The sequence below is a fragment of the Bradyrhizobium septentrionale genome, from assembly GCF_011516645.4.
In the GTDB taxonomy this organism is placed as follows: Bacteria; Pseudomonadota; Alphaproteobacteria; order Rhizobiales; family Xanthobacteraceae; genus Bradyrhizobium; species Bradyrhizobium septentrionale.
This window is the reverse complement of the sequence record NZ_CP088285.1, coordinates 3931448-3951767: the sequence shown is the minus strand read 5'-3', so window position 1 is coordinate 3951767 and position 20320 is coordinate 3931448. Positions and strand designations below refer to the sequence as shown.

At 65.1% G+C, this 20320-nt stretch carries 19 protein-coding genes; 5 read left to right on the top strand and 14 right to left on the bottom strand.

Going from position 1 to position 20320, the window contains the following annotated elements; all coding sequences use genetic code 11:
* Positions 1-60: 60 nt before the first annotated feature.
* From HAP48_RS20455 to HAP48_RS20445, 3 genes are all read right to left on the bottom strand, one after another.
* A complete protein-coding gene (locus HAP48_RS20455; protein WP_166210769.1) occupies positions 61-1401 on the bottom strand; it encodes a TRAFs-binding domain-containing protein in 1341 nt (446 codons plus the stop codon).
* Between the two features lie 12 nt (positions 1402-1413).
* On the bottom strand, positions 1414-1998 hold the full coding sequence (locus tag HAP48_RS20450) for a hypothetical protein (protein WP_166210772.1): 585 nt from the start codon (positions 1996-1998) through the stop codon (positions 1414-1416).
* 111 nt (positions 1999-2109) lie between these two features.
* Positions 2110-3249, bottom strand: a complete 1140-nt coding sequence (locus HAP48_RS20445) for a patatin-like phospholipase family protein (RefSeq protein ID WP_166210775.1) — start codon at positions 3247-3249, stop codon at positions 2110-2112.
* Between the two features lie 365 nt (positions 3250-3614).
* Between HAP48_RS20445 and HAP48_RS20440 the strand changes: the two genes are divergently transcribed.
* Positions 3615-5030, top strand: coding sequence for a toll/interleukin-1 receptor domain-containing protein (locus HAP48_RS20440; protein WP_166210778.1), 1416 nt, complete (start codon positions 3615-3617; stop codon positions 5028-5030).
* 48 nt (positions 5031-5078) lie between these two features.
* On the opposite strand, the gene HAP48_RS20435 is transcribed toward HAP48_RS20440, so the two are convergent.
* The 3 genes from HAP48_RS20435 to HAP48_RS20425 form a co-directional block, all read right to left on the bottom strand.
* The gene (locus HAP48_RS20435; RefSeq protein ID WP_166210781.1) at positions 5079-5795 is read right to left on the bottom strand and encodes a hypothetical protein; all 717 of its coding nucleotides are present in this window, start codon (positions 5793-5795) and stop codon (positions 5079-5081) included.
* A 108-nt stretch (positions 5796-5903) separates the two neighbouring features.
* Entirely contained in the window at positions 5904-6173 is a 270-nt protein-coding gene (locus HAP48_RS20430; RefSeq protein ID WP_051345929.1) for a hypothetical protein, read from the bottom strand.
* Positions 6174-6298: 125 nt separating this feature from the next.
* A complete protein-coding gene (locus tag HAP48_RS20425) occupies positions 6299-7276 on the bottom strand; it encodes an NAD(P)H-dependent flavin oxidoreductase (protein WP_166210784.1) in 978 nt (325 codons plus the stop codon).
* An 87-nt stretch (positions 7277-7363) separates the two neighbouring features.
* On the opposite strand from HAP48_RS20425, the gene HAP48_RS20420 reads away from it, so the two are divergent.
* On the top strand, positions 7364-8926 hold the full coding sequence (locus HAP48_RS20420; RefSeq protein WP_166210789.1) for an AMP-binding protein: 1563 nt from the start codon (positions 7364-7366) through the stop codon (positions 8924-8926).
* 242 nt (positions 8927-9168) lie between these two features.
* On the opposite strand, the gene HAP48_RS20415 is transcribed toward HAP48_RS20420, so the two are convergent.
* Positions 9169-10074, bottom strand: coding sequence for an alpha/beta fold hydrolase (locus tag HAP48_RS20415; protein WP_420869883.1), 906 nt, complete (start codon positions 10072-10074; stop codon positions 9169-9171).
* On the opposite strand from HAP48_RS20415, the gene HAP48_RS20410 reads away from it, so the two are divergent.
* Positions 10073-10300 (top strand): hypothetical protein, encoded by a 228-nt coding sequence (locus HAP48_RS20410; protein WP_166202893.1) that lies wholly within the window; start codon positions 10073-10075, stop codon positions 10298-10300. The two genes, HAP48_RS20415 and HAP48_RS20410, sit on opposite strands and share 2 nt — an antisense overlap.
* Here the strand turns inward: HAP48_RS20410 and HAP48_RS20405 are convergent.
* The 7 genes from HAP48_RS20405 to HAP48_RS20375 all read right to left on the bottom strand — a co-directional run bounded on the left by HAP48_RS20405 (position 10292) and on the right by HAP48_RS20375 (position 16955).
* Positions 10292-12418, bottom strand: a complete 2127-nt coding sequence (locus HAP48_RS20405; RefSeq protein WP_166210795.1) for a hybrid sensor histidine kinase/response regulator — start codon at positions 12416-12418, stop codon at positions 10292-10294. The genes HAP48_RS20410 and HAP48_RS20405 overlap by 9 nt on opposite strands.
* A gap of 397 nt (positions 12419-12815) precedes the next feature.
* A complete protein-coding gene (locus tag HAP48_RS20400) occupies positions 12816-13586 on the bottom strand; it encodes a thioesterase family protein (protein WP_166210798.1) in 771 nt (256 codons plus the stop codon).
* Positions 13586-14554, bottom strand: a complete 969-nt coding sequence (locus HAP48_RS20395; protein WP_166210801.1) for an NAD(P)H-dependent flavin oxidoreductase — start codon at positions 14552-14554, stop codon at positions 13586-13588. The genes HAP48_RS20400 and HAP48_RS20395 overlap by 1 nt, the downstream gene beginning before the upstream one ends.
* A gap of 175 nt (positions 14555-14729) precedes the next feature.
* Positions 14730-15227, bottom strand: coding sequence for a hypothetical protein (locus tag HAP48_RS20390; protein WP_166210804.1), 498 nt, complete (start codon positions 15225-15227; stop codon positions 14730-14732).
* Positions 15228-15351: 124 nt separating this feature from the next.
* The gene (locus HAP48_RS20385; RefSeq protein ID WP_029077657.1) at positions 15352-15933 is read right to left on the bottom strand and encodes a YqaA family protein; all 582 of its coding nucleotides are present in this window, start codon (positions 15931-15933) and stop codon (positions 15352-15354) included.
* A 69-nt stretch (positions 15934-16002) separates the two neighbouring features.
* On the bottom strand, positions 16003-16398 hold the full coding sequence (hisE, locus tag HAP48_RS20380; protein WP_166210807.1) for a phosphoribosyl-ATP diphosphatase: 396 nt from the start codon (positions 16396-16398) through the stop codon (positions 16003-16005).
* Between the two features lie 116 nt (positions 16399-16514).
* Positions 16515-16955 carry a hypothetical protein gene (locus HAP48_RS20375; RefSeq protein ID WP_166210810.1) on the bottom strand — a complete coding sequence of 147 codons (441 nt, stop codon included), beginning with the start codon at positions 16953-16955 and terminating at the stop codon, positions 16515-16517.
* Positions 16956-17205: 250 nt separating this feature from the next.
* On the opposite strand from HAP48_RS20375, the gene HAP48_RS20370 reads away from it, so the two are divergent.
* Both HAP48_RS20370 and HAP48_RS20365 read left to right on the top strand, forming a co-directional pair.
* Positions 17206-18261 (top strand): ABC transporter substrate-binding protein, encoded by a 1056-nt coding sequence (locus HAP48_RS20370; protein ID WP_175612312.1) that lies wholly within the window; start codon positions 17206-17208, stop codon positions 18259-18261.
* Between the two features lie 248 nt (positions 18262-18509).
* Positions 18510-20288, top strand: coding sequence for a glucan ABC transporter ATP-binding protein/ permease (locus HAP48_RS20365; RefSeq protein ID WP_166210816.1), 1779 nt, complete (start codon positions 18510-18512; stop codon positions 20286-20288).
* Positions 20289-20320 lie beyond the last annotated feature (32 nt).

Below are 20320 nucleotides of genomic sequence, written 5' to 3'. Positions count from 1 at the left end.
TCGTGCCGGCACCATGCTTCACAGAGCAGTCGTCACCATGCCGCCAAGATGGCGCGGCGGTCAGGCCGTCTTGATCTTGTCAATGATCGCAGACAATCGCGCGCGCCTTGCGGCGTCGTTGACATGCAAGACGCTGGCGTTGAGGTCGCGAAGCACGCTGCGGACTTTCCATTTCACCTGGCCTTCGGCGACCACTTCTCCGGCAAGCGCGTCAGCCTTGTCGGGATCGCCAAGATCGAAGGCCGCGGCAAGCAGCGTCGGGCGCAGCCATTCGTCAGCGACGTTTAGCCGCCGGGCACGCTCGCACGCGGCGATCGCAAGCCTCACCGTCGCCTGCGCGCGATCCTCGTCACCTTCCGTGCCGCGCGCACGATAGAGACGGGGCAGGTTGCTGGAGCAATAATAGGCGTTGAGATCGAGATCCATTCCCTGTTCGTAATACTTGATGGCCTTTTCACGATACTGCGGGCGCTCATCGGCAGCGCAATTGGGATCGTCAGCGAGGCGCTTGTAGCGGCCGCCCATCAGGCCAAGACGTTCCGGTGTCGAGCCCGCGAGATCGATCAGCGTCTGAATCTCCGCAATGGCCTGGAGATCGTCGCCAATTTGGGCAACCGCGAACGCGCGATTTTCCTGCACCTCCGGCTCGTTGGCGAAACGCTTGGGAAGCCGGCTGGTGTAGTTGAGCACGACGTTCCAGTCAGCCTTGGTATCGACGCAGTCGCGCAGCATCAGCAACAGGGCCAGGGCTTTCGCATAGCTAGCAGGCGGATTTCCCTCCGCGGCGATCAACGCCTGCGCCCGCTTCATGCGCTCGGCCACGGGCGCCGCGCGCACCGCCCGGATTTTGGTCTGAAATGCGGCCTGCTCTGCAAGCTGGTCCTGCATTGTCGTGGCCTTGCGGGGATCGACTTTGTCGGGATAGCCCGGGATCGACTGATGCATCGGCGAAATCCCGTCGGAAAGCGCCTTGATCGGCTCCTTGATCGCAGCCTGCATTGCCGCGGCGGCTTCGGGCTTGATATCTCCCTCGGGCAGCGGGTACCGAATGGTCCGCATCTGCGCGACATCGAACAATGGCTTGGACCAGTCGGCCGCGAGCAGGACACATCCCGTCTTTTGCGATGCGTGGCGAATGCCGACCTCGTAATAGACGTTGCCGTTCGGAATCGTCATGTCGGCCAGCACGAGATCGGCGAAGTAGATTCGTTCCAGCATCTCGCTGACGATCAACGCGCTGGTGTCCTGATCGGCCCGCACCGGCTCATAGCCCAGCGCCTTGATGGCCGGAACATATGCACGATCCCAAAGCGCATTGAAATCGATCTCGGCCGGGCCAAGCTTGGGATCGGCTTGCGTCGCCTTGCGGCCGTAAGGCATGATCATGAAACACGACGGCATCTTGCAAATCCTTCAGTCCCATAATTTTCTTGTATCCAGCCAGTAAATCCACGTCGTCCTGCGCCCCGCTTCCTCCATCAGGTGCTTGGCGCCGCCAGGGCCATCGCCGCCCTCGCCGTTCCACAGGCAGACGAACGCCATTTTCTCGCCGCCGAACCGCGCGGCCCGCTCGAGCATCCATTGATTGTCGCGCTCATAGGCGTTCTCGCCGGCCGGCAGCAGCCCCAGCTCGTCGGGCATGACGTGGAGCGTCGCGCGCGATTTGGCCGCGAAATAGCGCGCGCGCCAATTCCCGCCCGCGAAATCCACCGAGCCGGCAAGGAAGGTCGGCTCGTCGAACGGAATATAGATTTCAAGCCGCATGCCCTTTGCGAGGGCCGCTTCCGCAAACAGCAAGTCGCCGCCGCAAGCGCCGCCGCAGATGGCAAGATCGCCTCCGGCCGCGCCGATTCGCGTAAGCGCATCGGCAATTGCAGCCACGGCTGCCGGCTCCTTGTCCGGCGGAAAGCGCGGCGTTTTTCGATCTGGCGCATCGATCATGTGACCGCTGAAGAGAACCACCTTGTTTGGCGATTGGGCGTCTTGTTCTGTGGTCATCGTGACACCTCGACTAATGATTGGATCATCGTGTCTCGGTGACGAACTTAGCTGATGGCGAATTGCTTGTCGAAACTGGGACTTGCGTGTTGAGAAGCCGCTCCGGCGGCATCACTTGATATCGAAGGCCGGCGGGAAGTGATCCGGCTTGACCTGCCTGATTGCTGCAAGTCGTCCGATCTCGGCGAGTTCGTCCATGTTGTTCGGGTTGTCCATCGCCGCGATCTTCACCAGCGCGTCCGGCGTCCGGTCGATGGCGATCGTCTTCTTCAACCAGTCGGTTTCCAGCAGCACGTTGTAGCGCGCATAGGTCGCGAGTTGCGGCCCGCCGTGGCTGTCGGCCACCATGTCTTCCACCGCACGATCGATCATCCGCGGCGTCAGGCAGTTCGTCAGCCATTGCAGCATGCCGTGATTATGCCGCCCGCAATCGTCCATGAGCGATTGCAGCGACCGCAGGCCCTGCTCGGCCGCCGGCATGTGGACGATCTCGTCCGTCGAGAACGTCGATTTGAACACGCCCGTACCCGCCGAGATCAGCAGGAGCTTGTCCGTGCCGGTGTGCCAGCGAAAGCCATGGCCATGGAGTGCCGCGAGCATCAGGAGTTGCAGGGCCGGATCGTTGAACGGGCTGACGCCGCCGTCGACGAAGGCGCCGCTGACCGTGCTGCCATTGCGCGCCGAGATCGTGATCTTCTGCGGTTCGAAATAGGTTGGCGCCGCGGTGCTGGCGCGAACCACCTCGGTCAGCCGCAAGGCGCCGTCCTGCTTGGCGTAGGGCGCTTCCGGATGGTTATGCAGCGGCCAGGGACTGCCGGTATCGAGCCGCTTGGTCATGATCATCAACCCGGTGCGGATGCGATCGCCGCCGAGCGCCGTGTCGGCGCCGAGCTGCGCGTCGAGCGCGCGCTGCAAGGCGTCGGCCTTGAATTTTGGCGCCAGCAGCCCGCGCCGCCAGAACGAACCCTGGAAGATGTCGGTGCCGATCCCGCGATAAAGCTTCTTCAAGGCGTCGACCGTCATCCCGCAGGCCAGTCCGGCCGCGATGATCGATCCCGTCGAGGTGCCGCCGATCAGATCGAAATAGTCGCACAGCAGCAGATCGTCTTTGCGGTACCGCTCGCGCAACGTCGCTTCGACCGCGGCGAGATATTCGAGCGTCAGGATGCCGCGAATGCCGCCGCCGTCGAGAGCCAGGATCCGCTTCGGTCCGGAGTCGCGATCGAAATGCTGCTGCTTGGTCTTCGGCATAATTGCCCCCGACGAACCATGACGTCATGGAATGAAGCGATGCGCCCAGGTCGGCGCATCCAACTCAACGCATCCACGCCGACGCATCCAAATCGATGCATCGGCTTACCGACAATTTTAGTCATTCGATGCCGGAGCACGACAATTCCCGCGCGCCGTCCCTGCGGCTGGCAGCTTGCACGTAATGCACCCTACGGTATAGTGAGATATTTCACTGGCAGACGGCTTTTCTTTTTCTCGCCTGGCGATTGCGGATTTCAAGGACGGGATATCATTCCGTCCGCGGCGAACAGTGCAGCCACGGAATTTGGCCGACGAAGATGCGGCCGGCCGTCGCATAACATTCATGCAGATCGGGTTTTGCCATGCCGGATGATTTTTCGGTCTTTCTCAGCCATCGCGCCGAAGACAGATATCTCGCGCGCCTGCTCAAGGCGCGGCTCGAATATCTCAGCAGCCTCGACCGCCAGCGTCCGGTGGAGTGCTATGTGTGCGAGGAAATCCCCGGGGGCTCGGAGTGGCGCCAATGGATGATCGACAACACGGCCAGGGCCGACTGCCTGATTTTCATCCACACCAATGCCGAGCACAATTGGACCTGGTGCGCGTCGGAGATTTCGCAGTTCGACGGCTACAAGCGCGCGCTGAAGCTGATGTCGAAAGTGCTGTGGTTCTCGGTCGATAGTTCGCCGTCGTTTCCGATGCTGGCGGAAAACGAGTTCTACGGCATCGGCGAAGACGATGTGCGGCGGTTTCTCGAGGATCTGTTCGTGAAGCCGACCTTCGGTAACGTCCCGCTCAGGCCGCGACTGAACGCCAACCACGCCCGCGAGTTCAACGATGCGGCGAAGGACATTCACGCGCAGTTCATGCAGATCACCCGTCCGGAGGAGCTGTTTCGGCTCAGGCTGCGCATCGTGTTCAGCGACGAGCTGTCATTCCGGCAAAAGGCCGACTCGCTGGCGCCGCTCGCCCCTGCGGATCGCGCACGCGGATTCCTGAAGGATGCGAGACTTGAGGCGGATGCCGCCACTGTCACGCTGCTGTCCGGTCCCGACACGGCGGAGTTCGACTGGGAGGACCTGCTCCGCGCGCAAAACCGCTACGACAGCGGCGCCTGGCTCGACGAACTGACCAACTATGTCGCGAACTCGTTCGCCGACGTCGATATCGCAAGCCGCCGCAGCCGCGAACAGGTGCTGAGCCCGATATTCCGCGACCTGAAGCTTTATCAGCCGGTCATTGCCCGGCTCGAATATCTCGACAACACGCCGTTCTCGGTCGTCCTCATCTTCGTCCCGATGCCGCCATTCAGCGAGGATCCCCGCCTGATGGTCGCGCAGAACATGCCAAAGGACATCGTCTTCCTGTCGATCCTGCTGCGGCTGGCAAGGCGCTTCCGCTGGTCGTTTCTCGAACCCTTGTACAACGCGGTTGAGGGCATGGACGATGACGTCAACGCCAAGCGATGGGACGATCTGCTCGAGCGCTACCACGAATGCCTGGAGAATCTGGATTCGATCCTGCGGCAGAGCAACATGCGCGAACTCGAAACCGTCGGCGACATCAAATCGGCGATCAACATCTCCGACGATGCGCTGCTGAAGGAGATGTTCAAGGATTGGGGGACTTTCCAGACCCGGCTTGCGCAGGCTGTCGAGAAGAGGTCGCCAGGCGATATCAGGCAGACGCTGGAGCCCTGGCTGAAGCGCAACAAGGATTTCATGAAACAGCTGCTTGTCGAAACCCAGGGCAGGGTCGAGAAACTGCGGCCGATGTAGTAAACCCGCGAAGCTGGAGCAAAGGTCCGGTTCGACCGGACCCGGCACTCAGATCATCGCCGCGACCCGTTCGAGCCCGATCAGGCGGGCCAGCGAGCGCACTTCGTTCTTCTGGTCTTCGCGGAGCTGGAACAGCAGCGGCATCGCCGCCGATTTCAGCTGCTGAACTTCCTCGGAGTCGGGATCGATCGGCATAGTGCCCGCGGCGGGATCACCCTGGCGCTTGGCGTGGATCTTGCGCGCGACGGCACGCAGCGCGGTCTCGACCGCCGGCCAGTAAGATTCCTGCGCCGACGACAGCTTGAGCCGGTCCTTGATGCCGGCGATCTGCGCGTCGCTGAGCAGCGCGTAGCTCTTCTGCGGTGCCGGCTTGGCGGCGGCCTTGGGCTTCGGCGGCGCAACCACCGGCTCGGCGGCCTTCGGCTGAGCCGCATCGACGGGGTCGGTGAGCTTCGGCAGGCCGATATCGGCCGGCTCGGCGGAGGCATAGGCCTGGCGCACGGTGTCAGTCGCGCCCGGGATCGCGGCCTGCGCCCGCAACAGGAGCGGCGACGGATTGGCGGGAGGCTCAGTCGGCTGGGGCGCCTCAAAGGCGGCAGTGGCAAGCGTCGTGACCGCGAGCTTGTCCTGCTTGCTGGCGCGGTTGGCGACCGGGCCGATGTCGGCCTGCGCCGCCGGCAGGCTGTCGCGGCCCAAAATGGCTGTGATCGCAGCGCCGGCAAGAAGGAAACATGTCAGCGCGGCGAGGGTGATGGCTCTGGTCAAAAATTACTCCATTCCCTGCCAGTATCACCGCAGGCTGACCGCCAAATGCGGCGTTACCGTGCCATGACGATGCCAAATAGGTGAAATTGTCCCGAAACGGCCCGAAAATCAGGCCGCGGCGGCAAGCTCATAGGCTTCCTGGATGTCGGCGACGATCTCATGGGCCGTCCACAGCGCCCCCGGCTGGACCGAGTGCAGGCTGACCGTCCAATTGGTGCGCCGGGTCCGCGGCGTGCTGACGATGTCGAATTCGACCTGGCGGCACAGCGGATGCCGCTGCAGGGCGTAGAAGACCCGGGTCCGGAGCTCGTCGAGCGATGCCGGGGTCTTGTCCAGATCCTTGGCCAGATCCTTGGCGAAAAGCGCCTCAAAAGCCATGTCGCATTCCCACAACTGCCGGGCGGCGGCCGTGGCGGCAGCCGTCCCATGGCGCCATTGTTGGGACTGGCATGGTTAATGCCGCGTTAAGCGGACAGGCGGGGCTTGAGCGACCGGGTCCGGTATCAGGCGAGTTGCACCCGCGCGCTCGCCGCTTCGTACTCCGCAACCGTCTGCGCGACGAGATCGTCGACGCCAAGCACCCCGGTCACCCCCGAAGTGGAATGACCGCCGCTCCAGATGTCGCGCCAGCGTTTCGGGCGGCTTTCGCGGGCGCCGATGTCGATGTCCTTGCCGATGTCGATCGCGCCGCGCGCCGGCAGATCGTCGGGATCGAGACCGGCGGCCTCGATCGACGGCCGCAGCATGTTGGTCTGCAGGCCCGTGAACGCCGTCGTCAGCAGGATGTCGTCGGCGCTAGAGTCGACCAGCATCTGCTTGTACCTCGCGTCGGCCATGCTCTCGCGGGTCGCGATGAACTTGGTGCCCATATAGGCGAGATCGCAGCCGAGCGCCTGCGCGGCGCGCAGGGCATGGCCGTCGCTGATGCCGCCGGCAAGCACGATCGGGCCGTCGAAGAAACCGCGCACCGCGCGGACGAACACGAACGGATTGAGCCAGCCGGTCTGCCCGCCGGCGCCCGCGGTCAGCAGCACGAGCCCGTCGGCGCCGGCCGCGACCGCGCGCTCGGCATGGCGGATCGAGGCGACGTCGGCGAACACCAACGCGCCGGCATCGTGCAAGGGGGCGAGCACCGGTGCGGGCGAACCGACCGAGGTGATCACGAGCTCGACCTTGTGCCGCAGCAGCACGGCGAGATCCTGCTGGAGCCGGGCATTGGAGCGGTGCACGATCAGGTTCGGGCAGATCGGCGCCGCCGCTTTGCCGTTCGCATCGGCATGCGCCTGCAGGCGGCGCTCGATGTCGCCGAGCCAGGCATCGAGCTGTTCCGTCTCACGGCAATTCACCGTCGGAAACGAGCCGATCACGCCGTTGCGGCAGGCCGCTACCGCCAACTCAACGCCCGACACCAGAAACATCGGCGCCGCGATCAGCGGCAGTCGAAGGCGATCGCGAAAACGCGCAAGAAGATCAGCGGACAAGTTGTTTCTTCCCTGCAGCCTTGTGTTAGCGTCGCCCGCAACATTGGCACGAGAGAAGCCAAAGACAAAGGCGGGAGGAAGAACAAGATGAGCAATCCGCTCTATGCATTTCCGGCGGTGTGCGAGCAGACCTTGCGGGCGCTGGCGCGCTATCCGTCGCGCACGGCCTTCGCCTGGCCGGGCGGCTCGCTCAGCTATCAGGGCGCAACCGACCTGATCGGACGGATGCAGAGCGTGTTCATGCGGTTCGGCTTTGCGCCGGGCACCCGCGTCGCCTTCCTCACCGCCAACCGCGCCGACACCTGGTGCGCCGGCGTTGCCGCGCAATTGTCGCGGCTCGCGATCACCTGGCTGCATCCGCTCGGCTCGCTCGACGACCAGCTGTTCCAGATCGAGGATTCCGAGGCCGAGATGCTGATCGTCGACGGTATCACGTTTCGCGATCGCGGCGGCGAGCTCGCGGCCAAAGCGCCCGGGCTGAAGACCGTGTTCACGCTCGGCCCGGCAGATTACGGCGCCGACCTGCTGCAGGCGGTCGAAGGTACGGGCAGCGCAAGTCCAAAGAACTTCGCGCTTGCGGACGACATCTCGACCCTGAACTACACCGGCGGCACCACGGGCAAATCCAAGGGCGCGCTGCGCCGTCACCGCGAATATGGCGGCTTCGCCGCCGCCATCCTCGCCGACTTCGAGATTCCCGAGACGCCGCGCTATCTGACGGTGGCGCCGATCAGCCACGTCGCCGGCACAAAAGTGCTGCCGACGCTGATGCGCGGCGGCACCGTGCACATGCTCAAGGGGTTCGATCCGGAGGCCGTGTTCGAGACCATCGAGCGCGAGAAGATCAACTTCACGCTGTTCGTGCCGACCATGATCTATGTGATGCTGGATCATCTCGCGCTCGACAAGACCGACCTCTCCTCGCTCGAGCTCCTGCTCTACGGCGCGTCGGCGATGTCGCCGAGCCGGCTGGTCGAGGGCATCGAGCGGATCGGCCCGGTGTTCTCGCAGCTCTACGGCCAGACCGAATGCTATCCGGTCTCGGTGCTGCGCAAGGCGGACCATGATCCGAAGTCGCCGGAGCTGTTCCTGTCCTGCGGCTTCCCGATCGCCGCCTGCCAGGTGAAGATTCTCGATCAGGACGACCAGGAGGTCACGACCGGCGAGGCCGGCGAGATCTGCGTGCGTGCCACGCATGTGATGGCCGAATACTGGAAGCGGCCCGATATCACCGCCGAGACGTTGAAGAGCGGCTGGCTGCACACCGGCGACATCGCGCGCATGGATGAGCGCGGCTACATGTTCATCCTCGACCGCAAGAAGGACATGATCGTCTCCGGCGGCTTCAACATTTTTCCGCGCGAAGTCGAGGATGTGCTGTCGCAGCACGCTGATGTTGCGATGGTCGCGGTGGTCGGCGTGCCCGACGACAAATGGGGCGAGGCCGTCACTGCCGTCGTGGTGGCGCGCGAGGGCGCAACACCCAACGCCGACGAGCTGATCGGCCTGGTGAAGGCGAAGAAGGGCTCGGCGCATGCGCCAAAGCAGATCCAGTTCGTCAAGGAGCTGCCGATGACCGGCGTCGGCAAGGTCGACAAAAAGGTGCTGAAGGCCGGCTTCTGGACCGGCCGCGACCGCATGGTGGGTTGAGCATCGCGGCGCGCGCAAAACCTATCACCGTCATCCTGAGGAGGCCGCACAGCGGCCGTCTCGAAGGATGCACGGCCCCGATATTTCAGCGCGCGTCCCGGCCTGTCGCGGTGACAGCCGCGCCGCGCCCTTCGAGGCTCGCTCCGCTCGCACCTCCAGCGACAACGGCAAAGCCGTTGCGCGGGGGTGACGGGTCAAGTCCGCATGACGGGGAGAGGCCGCCGGCGGCGGCACATTCCGCGTTACTCCTTGCGCTGGTCGAGACGCGCAAGGAAGCCGCGAACCAGCGTCGCGATCTCGTCGGTCGCTTCGTCGAGCGCGAAATGTCCCCCATCCAGGATGTGTACCTCGGCTCCCGGCACATCGTCGGCATAGGCGGTTGCGCCGGCGACGGTGAACGACGGGTCGTATTTGCCCCAGACGACGAGGGTTCGCGGCTGCGCCTCGCGGAGCCATTTCTGCCATAGCGGATAGGAGGCAAGGTTTGTCCGATAGTCCAGGAACAGCGTGGCCTGGATGTCGGCCTGGCCCGGACGGGACAAGAACGCTGCTTCGTCGACCCACAGATCCGGATCGTAGCGTTCGGGATGCGGGCTCGTTCCGACATGACGCTGGCGCGTCGCGTCGAAGGACGTGAAGTTGGCCTTGAGCTTGTCGAGCTCGTGCGCCGGATCCGCCCAGAATTTCCTGCGAGCGTCCCAAAGCGGGCCCAAGCCCTGTTCGTGGGCCACCGCGTTCTGGACAATGATGGCGCGGACTCGTTCGGGATGCGCAAGCGCCAGGCGAAAGCCGACCGGCCCGCCATAGTCCTGCATGAACAGCACATAGTGCGCGAGCCCGAGCTTTGTCGTGAGCTCGTCCGTGACGCGCGCGAGGTTGTCGAAGGTGTATTCGAAACTCGACGGCTCCGGCGTGCTGCTGTTGCCGAACCCCGGATAATCGGGGGCAATCACGTGATATTTGTCGGCGAGAAGAGGCAGTAACGGCTCCCACATCCGCGATGAGGATGGAAAGCCGTGGAGCAGCAGCACGGCCGGTGCGTCGGCGGGCCCCGCCTCGCGGTAGAAGATGTTGACGCCCAGGATATCCACCGTGTGATACGAGATCGACCGGCGGCTCGATTGCAGGTCGCTTGCCGAGGCCTGCATGGCCAAGCCGGCCAGAGCGGCAGACATCGCTATTCGGGTGGGCATCTTCATAGGGCAGCTCCAAGTGCTCGGCGTTCTTCGACGTGATGTGAGCAACACCGGTCACGCGCGCATCCTTCCCGCCGATCCGTCGCGCGCAGTTCACGTTTCCGACATTGTCAGCGACGCGACCGCAGCCGGGCCGCCGCCTTTCGAGACGTCGCGCAAGCGCGGCTCCTCAGGGTGACGGGGAGAGACCGGAAGGCGTGTCGCGACTGTCGGCGCTGGCGGCGGCGGTGTGCTGACCGACGCCCTGCCCGAGCAACTGATCGAGCCGCTCGCGCAGCTGATCCTGGTGGTAGGGCTTGGCCAACCGCGGCAGGTCGACCTGGATGCCGTCGGGCAATTCGGCATAGCCGGTGGCGAGCAGCACGGGAAGTTGCGGCCGCAGCTTGCGCGAGGCCGCGGCGAGCTCGATGCCGGTCATGCCGGGCATGACGTGATCGGTCATCATCAGGTCGATCTCCTGGTCGCTCCTGATGATATCGAGCGCGTGACGCGCCGAATTGGCGCCGATCACGCGATGGCCAAGGTCCTCCAGCATCTCCATGGTGGACATCGCGATCAACGGATCGTCGTCGACCAGCAGGATCACCGCCGAGCGCTTGACCGTCTGCGCGGCGGGCGCCGGGCTCTCGGCCTCCGGCGCTGCGGTTGCGACCGGCAGCACCAGCGCGGCCGTGGTGCCCTTGCCGACCGCGCTCGACAGCTGCAGCGCGCCGCCGAGCTGCACCGCGAGCCCATGCACCATCGACAGCCCGAGCCCGGTGCCCTTGCCCACCGGCTTCGACGAGAAGAACGGCTCGATCGCCCGCTTCAGCACGTCCGGCGACATGCCGGTGCCGCCGTCGACCACCGACAGTTTCAGGTAATTGCCCGGCTGCAGCGCCGGATCGTTCTTCGCCTGCAAGGCCGCGAGACTGATCTCGATGGTGCCGCCATCCGGCATCGCATCGCGCGCATTGATCGCAAGGTTGAGCACCGCGAGCTCGAGCTGGTTGGTGTCGACACAGGCCGGCGGCAAGCCGGCGGGAATGTCGAGCCGCAGCATCACGCGCGGACCGAGCGAGCGCTCCAGCAGATTGCTCATGTCGCGCACCAGCGCGCCGAGATCGACCGGCACCGCGCGCAGATCCTGCTGCCGCGCGAATGCCAACAGCCGCTGCGTCAGCGAGGCGCCGCGCTCGGCGCCCTGCAGCGCGCCGTCGACCAGCCGCCGCAGGCGCGGATCCTCCGGCATCCGCTTGCGCAGCAGGTCGAGATTGCCCATCACCGCCATCAACAGATTGTTGAAGTCGTGCGCGACGCCGCCGGTGAGCTGGCCGATCGCCTCCATCTTCTGGGAATGGCGGAGCTGCTCCTGCGCCCGCTCGCGCGCGGCAACCTCCTTCATCAGGTCGGCGGTGCGCTGCTCGACCCGCTGCTCCAGCGTCGCGGTGAGCTCGGCAAGCGCGGTGCGCTCGGCGGCGAGCTGCGCCAGCAGCGCCTCGCGCTCGATCTCGGCGGTCTTGCGCGCGGTGATGTCGGAGCAGACCCCGACCAGCGAGCGGATGCTGCCGTCGGGCCGGCGCACCGCGCGGGCGCGGACGTCGAGCCAGTGCTGGGTGCCGTCGGGCCAGATGTTGCGATATTCGATCCGGTAATCCGCGCCGGTGCGCAGCGTCTGCGCGACGATTTTGCTGCGGCGGGCACGGTCGTCGGGATGCACCGCATCCAGCAGCTCCGGATAGGTGAAGGGATCGGCAGGCTTGCGCCCGAAGAATCTCTTGCAGGTCGGCGACGCTTCGAGCTCGAAATCCGGCATATGAAGTTCGAGCGCGCCGAGATGGCCGGCATCGAGCGCGGTCTGCAACAGGCCTTCGCTCTCGGTCAGATCCTCCAGGATCTGGCGGGTCTGATACTGGCGGCGGCGGCCGCGCACCGCGGCGGCGACCAGGCTCACCAGCGTGGTCGGATGAAACGGACGCTCGACGAAGGTGACATTGCCGAGCGCGCGGCCGAGCCGCGCCGCCTCGGGATTGCGCTCGGGCCCGCCGCCCTCGCTCATCAGCACGATCGGGAAATCCGACCATGACGGCTGCTCGTTCAGCCAGCGCGTCAGACCGGCGAGGTCGGCGCTCCGGATCGCCTCATCGGCAATGATGGCAAGGCCCGCCCCGCTTGCGACCTGGCGCTCGAGCTCGGCGAGATCGCCGCAGATATTGGCGTAGTAGCCGGCTTCCTTGATCAGATGGGCCGTCTTGACGGCGTCCCGCTCGCTTGCGGCAAGGATGACCGCGCGTTCCGAGGACGGGCCGGGCCTCATCGCGACCGCCCCTGCGGCCGCCGGGCCTCACCACGAACCGGTGCCATGTCACACCGCCGCCGGGCGGCCATGGCCACGATACCGGCGGTGGGATCGATACGCATCATGGGGCCCCTCACCGGAGCGAAACTCGCTGGTGCCGCGAACCGTTCCCGGGAAGCCGGGTTATTTTTGCTGCAAGGGCAGCCGCTTGGCAGCAGTTCACGCACGGCGGGCCGGTCAACGAACCCCCAAAGGCGCGGCTGATCTTCCCCTTCCCCCTGAAAGGGGGAAGGTCGGGATGGGGGTCAGCCGCAGGCGATGCCGTATGCGGAGAGAGTTGATCCCCACCCGCTTTGCTCTGACGCGCAAAGCGACCTCCCCTTTTCAAGGGGAGGTTGGGGAAGCCTAGTCCTAGTTAGCGCCGCTCGATCACCAGGCTCTGGACCGCCCGGCCGAAATAGCCGCGCTGGTCGGCGAGCCGCGACATCGCAAGGCCGGCGCCGTCAGCCCCGATCCAGGATTCGCCGTCGAGCAGGATCCAGTCGCCGAGCGGCTCGCGCGCCAGGCTCACGGTGAGGTCGGCGTTGATGAAGGTCCATTGGTTGAAATCGAGCGCCGGCGAGGTGCCGTTGGAGAAATCCGAGGCGACCACCGCGCGCATCGCCTGCGAGACGGCGGCGCCCGCGATCAGCGGCTGGTCGACGCGGAACCAGATCGCGCCCGGCCCGATCTGGCCGAAACGGCCGCGCGCGGCGCGCATCGAGATACATCTGACGAACGGGCTGCTGATGTCGCCCGGCTCGGCCGAGCATTGATCGGGCCCCGGAAGATCGACCGGGAGATCGGCAATCTCGGGCGGCAGCTCGGCCGCCTGATGCTTGATCTTCAGCACGCTGGCCGAGACGACGAGAACGCCGTCGGCGAAGAGCCTGACGCCGCAGAGCTGGATCTTGCGGCCGTCGCGCAGGATCTCGCTCTCAACCGTCAGCGGCGCCACCGGCACCGGACGCATCAGGTCGATCGTGACGCGCGCGATCCGCATCGGCACCGGCGTGGGGATGGCTTCGGCAGCCCACACCACGAGTGCCGCCGGCGCAGAGCCGTGCTGCATCCGCGGATCCCATGGACCCGCGGCATCGGGACTGGTGACGACGCGGTCGCCGTCAACGCGAAAGATCGGCTCCATCAGAGCGCCGGATCGACCGCTTCGTCGTACTCTTTCTTGAAGCGAGCGATCAGCTCGGCGGCAGGCACCACCTTGGAAATGCTGCCGACGCCCTGGCCCGAGCCCCAGATCTCCTTCCAGGCCTTCGGCTTGGCGCGCTCGCCGGAGGAATCGGTGCCGAAGCTCATCTTCGAGGGATCGGAAGTCGGCAGGTTCTCCGGATCCATGCCGGCCGCGACGATCGACGGCTTCAAATAATTGCCGTGCACGCCGGTGAACAAGTTGGAATAGACGATGTCCTCGGCGGACGAATTGGTGATCATGCTCTTGTAGCTCTCGACCGCGTTCGCCTCCTGCGTCGCGATGAAGGCGGAGCCGATATAGGCGAAGTCGGCGCCGATGATGCGCGCGGCGCGGATGGCGCGGCCGTTGGCAATCGTGCCCGACAGCGCAATGGGTCCGTCGAACCACTGCCGCGTCTCCGACACGAACGGGAACGGCGAGAGCGTGCCGGCATGACCGCCGGCGCCGGCTGCGACCAGGATCAGGCCGTCGGCGCCCTTCTCGATCGCCTTGTGCGCGAACTTCTGATTGATCACGTCGTGGAAGACGATGCCGCCCCAGCCATGGACGGCCTGGTTGAGCTCCTCGCGCGCGCCGAGCGAGGAGATGATCATCGGCACCTTGTGCTTCTCGCAAAGCGCCATGTCGTGATCGAGCCGGTTGTTCGACTTGTGCACGATCTGGTTCACCGCGAACGGCGCCGACGGCCGCTCCGGATGGGCCTTGTCATAGGCGGCGAGCTCTTCCTTGATCCGGTACAGCCATTCGTCGAGCAGTTCCGGCGGCCGCGCGTTCAGCGACGGAAACGAGCCGACCACGCCGGCCTTGCACTGGGCGATGACGAGGTCGGGCACGGAGATGATGAACAGCGGCGCCCCGATCACGGGAAGAGACAGGCGGCCCTTGAACAGAGCAGGCATGGACATTGGGTGCGGATCCTCGGGTTGGTCGTCGTTGATCTCGAATGCTGACCGTCATACCAACAAGAATCTTTCCAGTGTCAAGTATTGCGTTACGGCGCTGCGAAATGGATGACAAAACCTCATCCAGGCACGGCATTTTTCGCAGGCGTCTGGCATCCCAGACGTGGTTTGGCCCGCCTTATTGGCAGACCGCCCGTGTCACGAAATTTTCGGTCTTGCAGTCGTTCGGGCCGCGCTTGTGGCCTGGCAAATAAACCAGCGGCGAGCATTTCTCGAAGGCGCCGGTATCGATGCCCTTGCCTTCCCGAAACCCCTTGCTCTGGCACAGCCGGTCGGCGCCGATCTTGCAGTCGGGCGCACCGTTCGACGCCACCACGCAGGCCGCGCGTCCGGTCACCACCGTCGAGGGGCGCGCGATGTTCGACAGGTCGTTGATGGTCTCGCCAGGGCTCTTCAGCGCAGGCAGCGCCGACTTCGACTTCTCGAACAGCTTTCCGATTTCGTTGATCAGCCCGGGATTCTCGCGCTCGACCGGCGCCGGCGGTAACTCCATCTGTGGCGGCTGAGGCTCAACAGGCAGTTGCGCGGGCGACTGCACGCCGAGCGCGGGCGGCGCGGTCTGCGCCCATCCTCTGTCGCTCGCAGGCAGCGCCATCGACAGCGCAAGGCCCGCCATCGCAACGTGCTCCCCGGCGGGCTTGAGTCTCGCGAGATTCACCGGTCGTCGATTCCAGCAGCCATCGCAGCGAGCGTAGTCCGAAGCTGTCCGCGGGCAAAGACGCGAACAGCTAGAACTTTGGTTAGATCAGCTTGAATGCGACAACAAAGCCCAGCACCAGCACGATCGCGCCGATCGCAACCCACAGGCCGAGCCGCTTCTCGAGCTCCGCGCGGATGACATCGCCATAGCGGTTGAGCAGCACCGCAACGAAGAAGAAGCGGCCGCCGCGCGCGACGATCGAGCACAGGACGAACAGCCAGATGTTGTAGCCGGCAAAGCCCGAGGTGATGGTCACGAGCTTGTAGGGGATCGGCGTCAGCCCCTTCAGCAGGATGATCACGGCGCCCCATTCGGCATAGGAGGCGCGGAACGCGTCGACCTTGTCGGACAGGCCGTAGAGATGGATCAGCCACTGCCCGAGCGAGTCGTAGAGCAGCGCGCCGATCGCGTAGCCGAGCACGCCGCCGGCGACAGACGCAACCGTACAGACCGTCGCAAACCACCACGCCCGCTTCGGCCGCGCCAACGACATCGGCAGCAGCATGATGTCGGGAGGGATCGGGAAGAAGGAGCTCTCAGCGAACGAGACGGCCGCGAGAATCCAGAGTGCGTAGGGCTTGTCGGCCGCCTCGACGCACCAGTCGTAAATCCGTTTCAACATGGGCGCGATGAACCATCATGGAGCGGATTTGTCCATGCCGGGATTGGGCTGATTTGGGACGATTTGCGGCTACCGTTTGCGCAGCCGGTTCTCCAGCGCGACAATTCGGCGCCGAACCACCGGGACGGGCGCAGTTTTGGGCAGCTTGACTGGCGACTTCGGCAGCTTCTCGGCGATCCCGAGTAGCCGCTCGCGCCGCTCCATCTCGCGCCAGACGTCCTCCGGCTTGACGCCGGCCGACGCCCAGAGAACGGTGAGGTTGTAGAACAGGTCGGCGCTTTCGCGGACCACGGCATCCGACTTGCCGGCGACGGCGTCGATCACGACTTCGATCGCTTCCTCGGCGAGCTTCTTGGCCATCTTGGCCGGGCCGCGCTGGAACAGCCGTGCCGTGCGCGAAATTGCCGGATCAAGATCCTTGGCCGCGATCACCGCCTGGTAGAGCCGATCGATCGAATCACTCATCCTTCGAACCTAATCGAAACGCGTCGCCAGCGTGTTAACGGCGCTCATGAAAAAATCCACCGGCCTGAGGCCGGTGGATTGATCGTTTGTGACAGTTCTGAGAACCGCCGGCCGTCTCAGTACGGCGTATAGGGCAGCTGCGAGCGGCGCCCGTAATAGCCGTGGTAACCATAATACGGTCCGCCGCCATAATAGACCGGGCCGCCACCGTAATAGGCGGGGCCACCACCGTAATAGGTCGGGCCACCGTCGTAATAGCCGTACGAGTCGTAGTAATCGCGGCGGCTCTGGGCCGCGGCGATCGCGAGACCCGTGCCGACGATCCCGGCGAACGCGGCCGCGGCAGCCGCGCCGCCTCCGCCATAGTAGCGACGGCGTGCACTGAAATCGGTCGCGCCGCTGGTGCCGTGCGACGTGGTCACAGCGGCCGCCTTGCCCGCCGCAGCCGAGCCTGCGAACGCCATCGTCGGCTCAACGGCCGTCAGCGCCACGGCGGCAACCGTTGCCAATGTGGCTGCGCGGCCAATGGACGAAAAAACACCTTCTCGCGCAAACATTGCAGTCATCCTTGGTGGAAGCTGGCCCGACGGGCCTTGGTTAGCTAACCACTGCCTCCAGATTAGGTTCCCCAAACCGAATGCAAGCTGAACAACCCTAGGCGAAAACAAGGCAGTCATCGGCCGTTCACCTTGCCTGGAGCAAAATGCCTGCAAATAACGCTTGAAATTGCACGTTGCCCTGGCGCATTCGATGCCATGAAGCAGGGCGCACCGGCGCGGCACTTTGTCTCGCCTCCCGGATGTCATGATGCAGGTAACTCGGACCATCGTTCTCCGCTGGATATTGGCCGCTGCGATCGGCCTCGCGGGCGGCGCGTGGCCGGCTGTCACCCCGCTCCGCGCCAGCGACCAGCCGCAGTCGCTCGCCATCCAGTTCACGCTCGACCGTCCGCTTGATGCCGCCGCCGCGCCGTTCGTGATGGCACAGACCGGCGGCCTGTTCAGCGCCGAGGCACTTGCGGTCGGCACCAACGTCGCCACCAGCTCGGCGGACGCGATCGCACGGGTCGCCGACGGCTCGAGCGATTTCGCACTCGTCGACATCAACGCGCTGATCCGCTTTCGCGACAAGCCTGGCGCTGCGCCCGTCAAGGCGGTGCTCGTGCTGTTCAACCAGGCGCCCTACGCGATCATTGCCCGCAAGAGCCGCGGCATCAAGACGCTGGCGGATATGGAAGGCAAGAACCTCGGCGTCGCCGAAGGCGACCTCTCGATCCGGTTGTGGCCCGCTGTCGCCAAGCAGAACGGCATCAAGCTCTCGAGCGTGAAACAGAACACGATCAGCGCCGCGGTGCGCGAGCCGATGCTGTCCGCCGGACAGGTCGATGCCGTCACCGGCTTCTCCTATCTCTCGGCAATCAATTTGCGGGATCGCGGCGTGCCGGCCGACGATCTCGCGGTGCTGCGCTTCGCCGACTATGGCTGCGAGGCCTATGGCTTTGCCGTCATCGTCAGCCCGCGCCTTGCCGCGGCGAAGCCGGATGCGGTGAAAGGGTTCGTGCGCGCGGTGATCGGCGGCACCAACCTCGCCATCAAGGACCCGGGGCGCGCCGCCGGCGAGGTGGCGAGCCGGATGGATGGCGGTTCGCGCGATCTCGAGCTCGAGCGGCTGCGCGCCATCATCCGCGACAACATCCTGACCGGCGAAGTGAAGCGCGACGGCATCGGCGGCATCGAGGCGGAGCGCTTCGAGCGGTCGATCGACCAGCTCGCGGAGGATTTCAAATTCCAGAAGCGGCCGCACGTAGCCGACATCTTCGACGACCAGTTCCTGCCGCCGATCGACGGCCGGCTGGTGAATTGAGGCCTCCCGCAAGCTAAGAAATCGGCCCCTCCGCCGTCATTGCGAGCGAAGCGAAGCAATCCATCCCACCGCAAATGCCGAGCGATGGATTGCTTCGTCGCTTTGCTCCTCGCAATGACGGGCTGTTTGTTCGCCTCCTCGTCGGGATGAGGTCGGAGTGTGTGGACCAACGAGGGAAAGTGGGTAGTTCTCCGCAGCGATCCCGGCTTAGAATGGCCTAGCGTCCACCGCTTACGAGTCCCGCCGGCATGTCCATGCTCCGCCTCTATACCCGCGTCCTCGAACTGCTCGGCAAGGAAGCGCGGCTCGGCTGGATCCTGGCGGCCGCCAACATGCTGCTCGCCGGCGCGCAATTCGCCGAGCCGGTGCTGTTCGGCAAGATCGTCGACGTGCTGTCGGGCCGGCCGGTCACCGGATTGTTCGCGACGAACTCGGCGTGGCCGCTGCTCGTCGCCTGGGCGGCGTTCGGCCTGTTCACGATCGGCTGCAGCGCGATCGTCGCGTTGCAGGCCGACCGGCTGGCGCACCGCCAGCGCCAGGCGGTGCTGACCGATTACTTCGAGCACATCCTGCAGCTGCCGCTGACCTTCCACTCCGGCACCCATTCCGGGCGGCTGATGAAGGTGATGCTGAACGGCACCGATGCGCTGTGGCGGCTCTGGCTCGGCTTCTTCCGCGAGCATTTCGCCGCGATCATGTCGCTGATCGTGCTGCTGCCGCTCGCGCTCTACATCAACTGGCGGCTGGCGATCCTGCTGTTCGCGCTCTGCGTCGTGTTCACCGTGCTGACCACGCTGGTGGTGCGCAAGACCTACGGCATGCAGAGCGAGGTCGAGGCCTATTACAGCGACCTCTCGGCGCGCGCCTCCGACGCGCTCGGCAATGTCGCGCTGGTGCAAAGCTTCGTGCGGATCGACTCCGAGGTGCAGGGCCTGCGCTACGTCGCCGACAAGCTGCTCGCGGTGCAGATGCCGGTGCTGTCATGGTGGGCGCTGGTCACCGTGATCACCCGCGCCTCGACCACCATCACGGTGCTCGCGATCTTCACCGTCGGCATCGCGCTCCACAACGAAGGTCTCACCACGGTCGGCGAGATCGTGATGTTCGTCTCGTTCGCCACCATGCTGATCCAGAAGCTCGAGCAGGTGGTGAGCTTCATCAACAATGTGTTCATGGAAGCACCGCGCCTGCAGGAGTTCTTCGACGTGCTCGATGCGGTGCCGGCGGTGCGCGACCGGCCGGGTGCGGTCGATCCCGGACGGCTGTCCGGGCTGGTCGAGTTCAACGACGTCTCGTTCTCCTATGACGGCAAGCGGCCGGCGATCGAGGATCTCTCCTTCACCGCACTGCCCGGCCAGACCATCGCGCTGGTCGGTTCGACCGGTGCCGGCAAGTCCACCGCGATCGCGCTGTTGCATCGCGCGTTCGATCCGCAATCCGGCATCATCAAGGTCGACGGTATGGACATCCGCGCGCTGAAGCTGACGGCGCTGCGGCGGAACATCGGCGTGGTGTTCCAGGAGGCGCTGCTGTTCAATCGCTCGCTCGCCGACAATCTGCGCGTCGGCAAGCCCGACGCGACCGATGAGGAACTGCGTACCGCCGCAGCGCGCGCGCAGGCGCTGGATTTCATCGAGCGCAGCGACAAGAAATTCGACACCCATGCCGGCGAACGCGGCCGCATGCTCTCAGGCGGCGAACGGCAGCGGCTGTCGATCGCGCGTGCGCTGTTGAAGGATCCGCCGATCCTGATCCTCGACGAGGCGACCAGCGCGCTCGACGCCGTCACCGAGGCCAAGGTGAATGCCGCTCTCGATGAAGTGATGAAGGGTCGCACCACATTTGTGATCGCGCACCGCCTGTCCACCATCCGCCACGCCACCCGCATCCTGCTGTTCGACCAGGGACGGGTGATCGAAAGCGGAACTTTCGATGAACTGGTGGCGAAAGGCGGGCGTTTTGCCGAGCTCGCACGGGCCCAGTTCATGGTCCATGAGCAGGCACGCGCCGGCATCGAGACACCATAATTCCGGCCTTCCAATTGAGGCGGCTGCCGAAA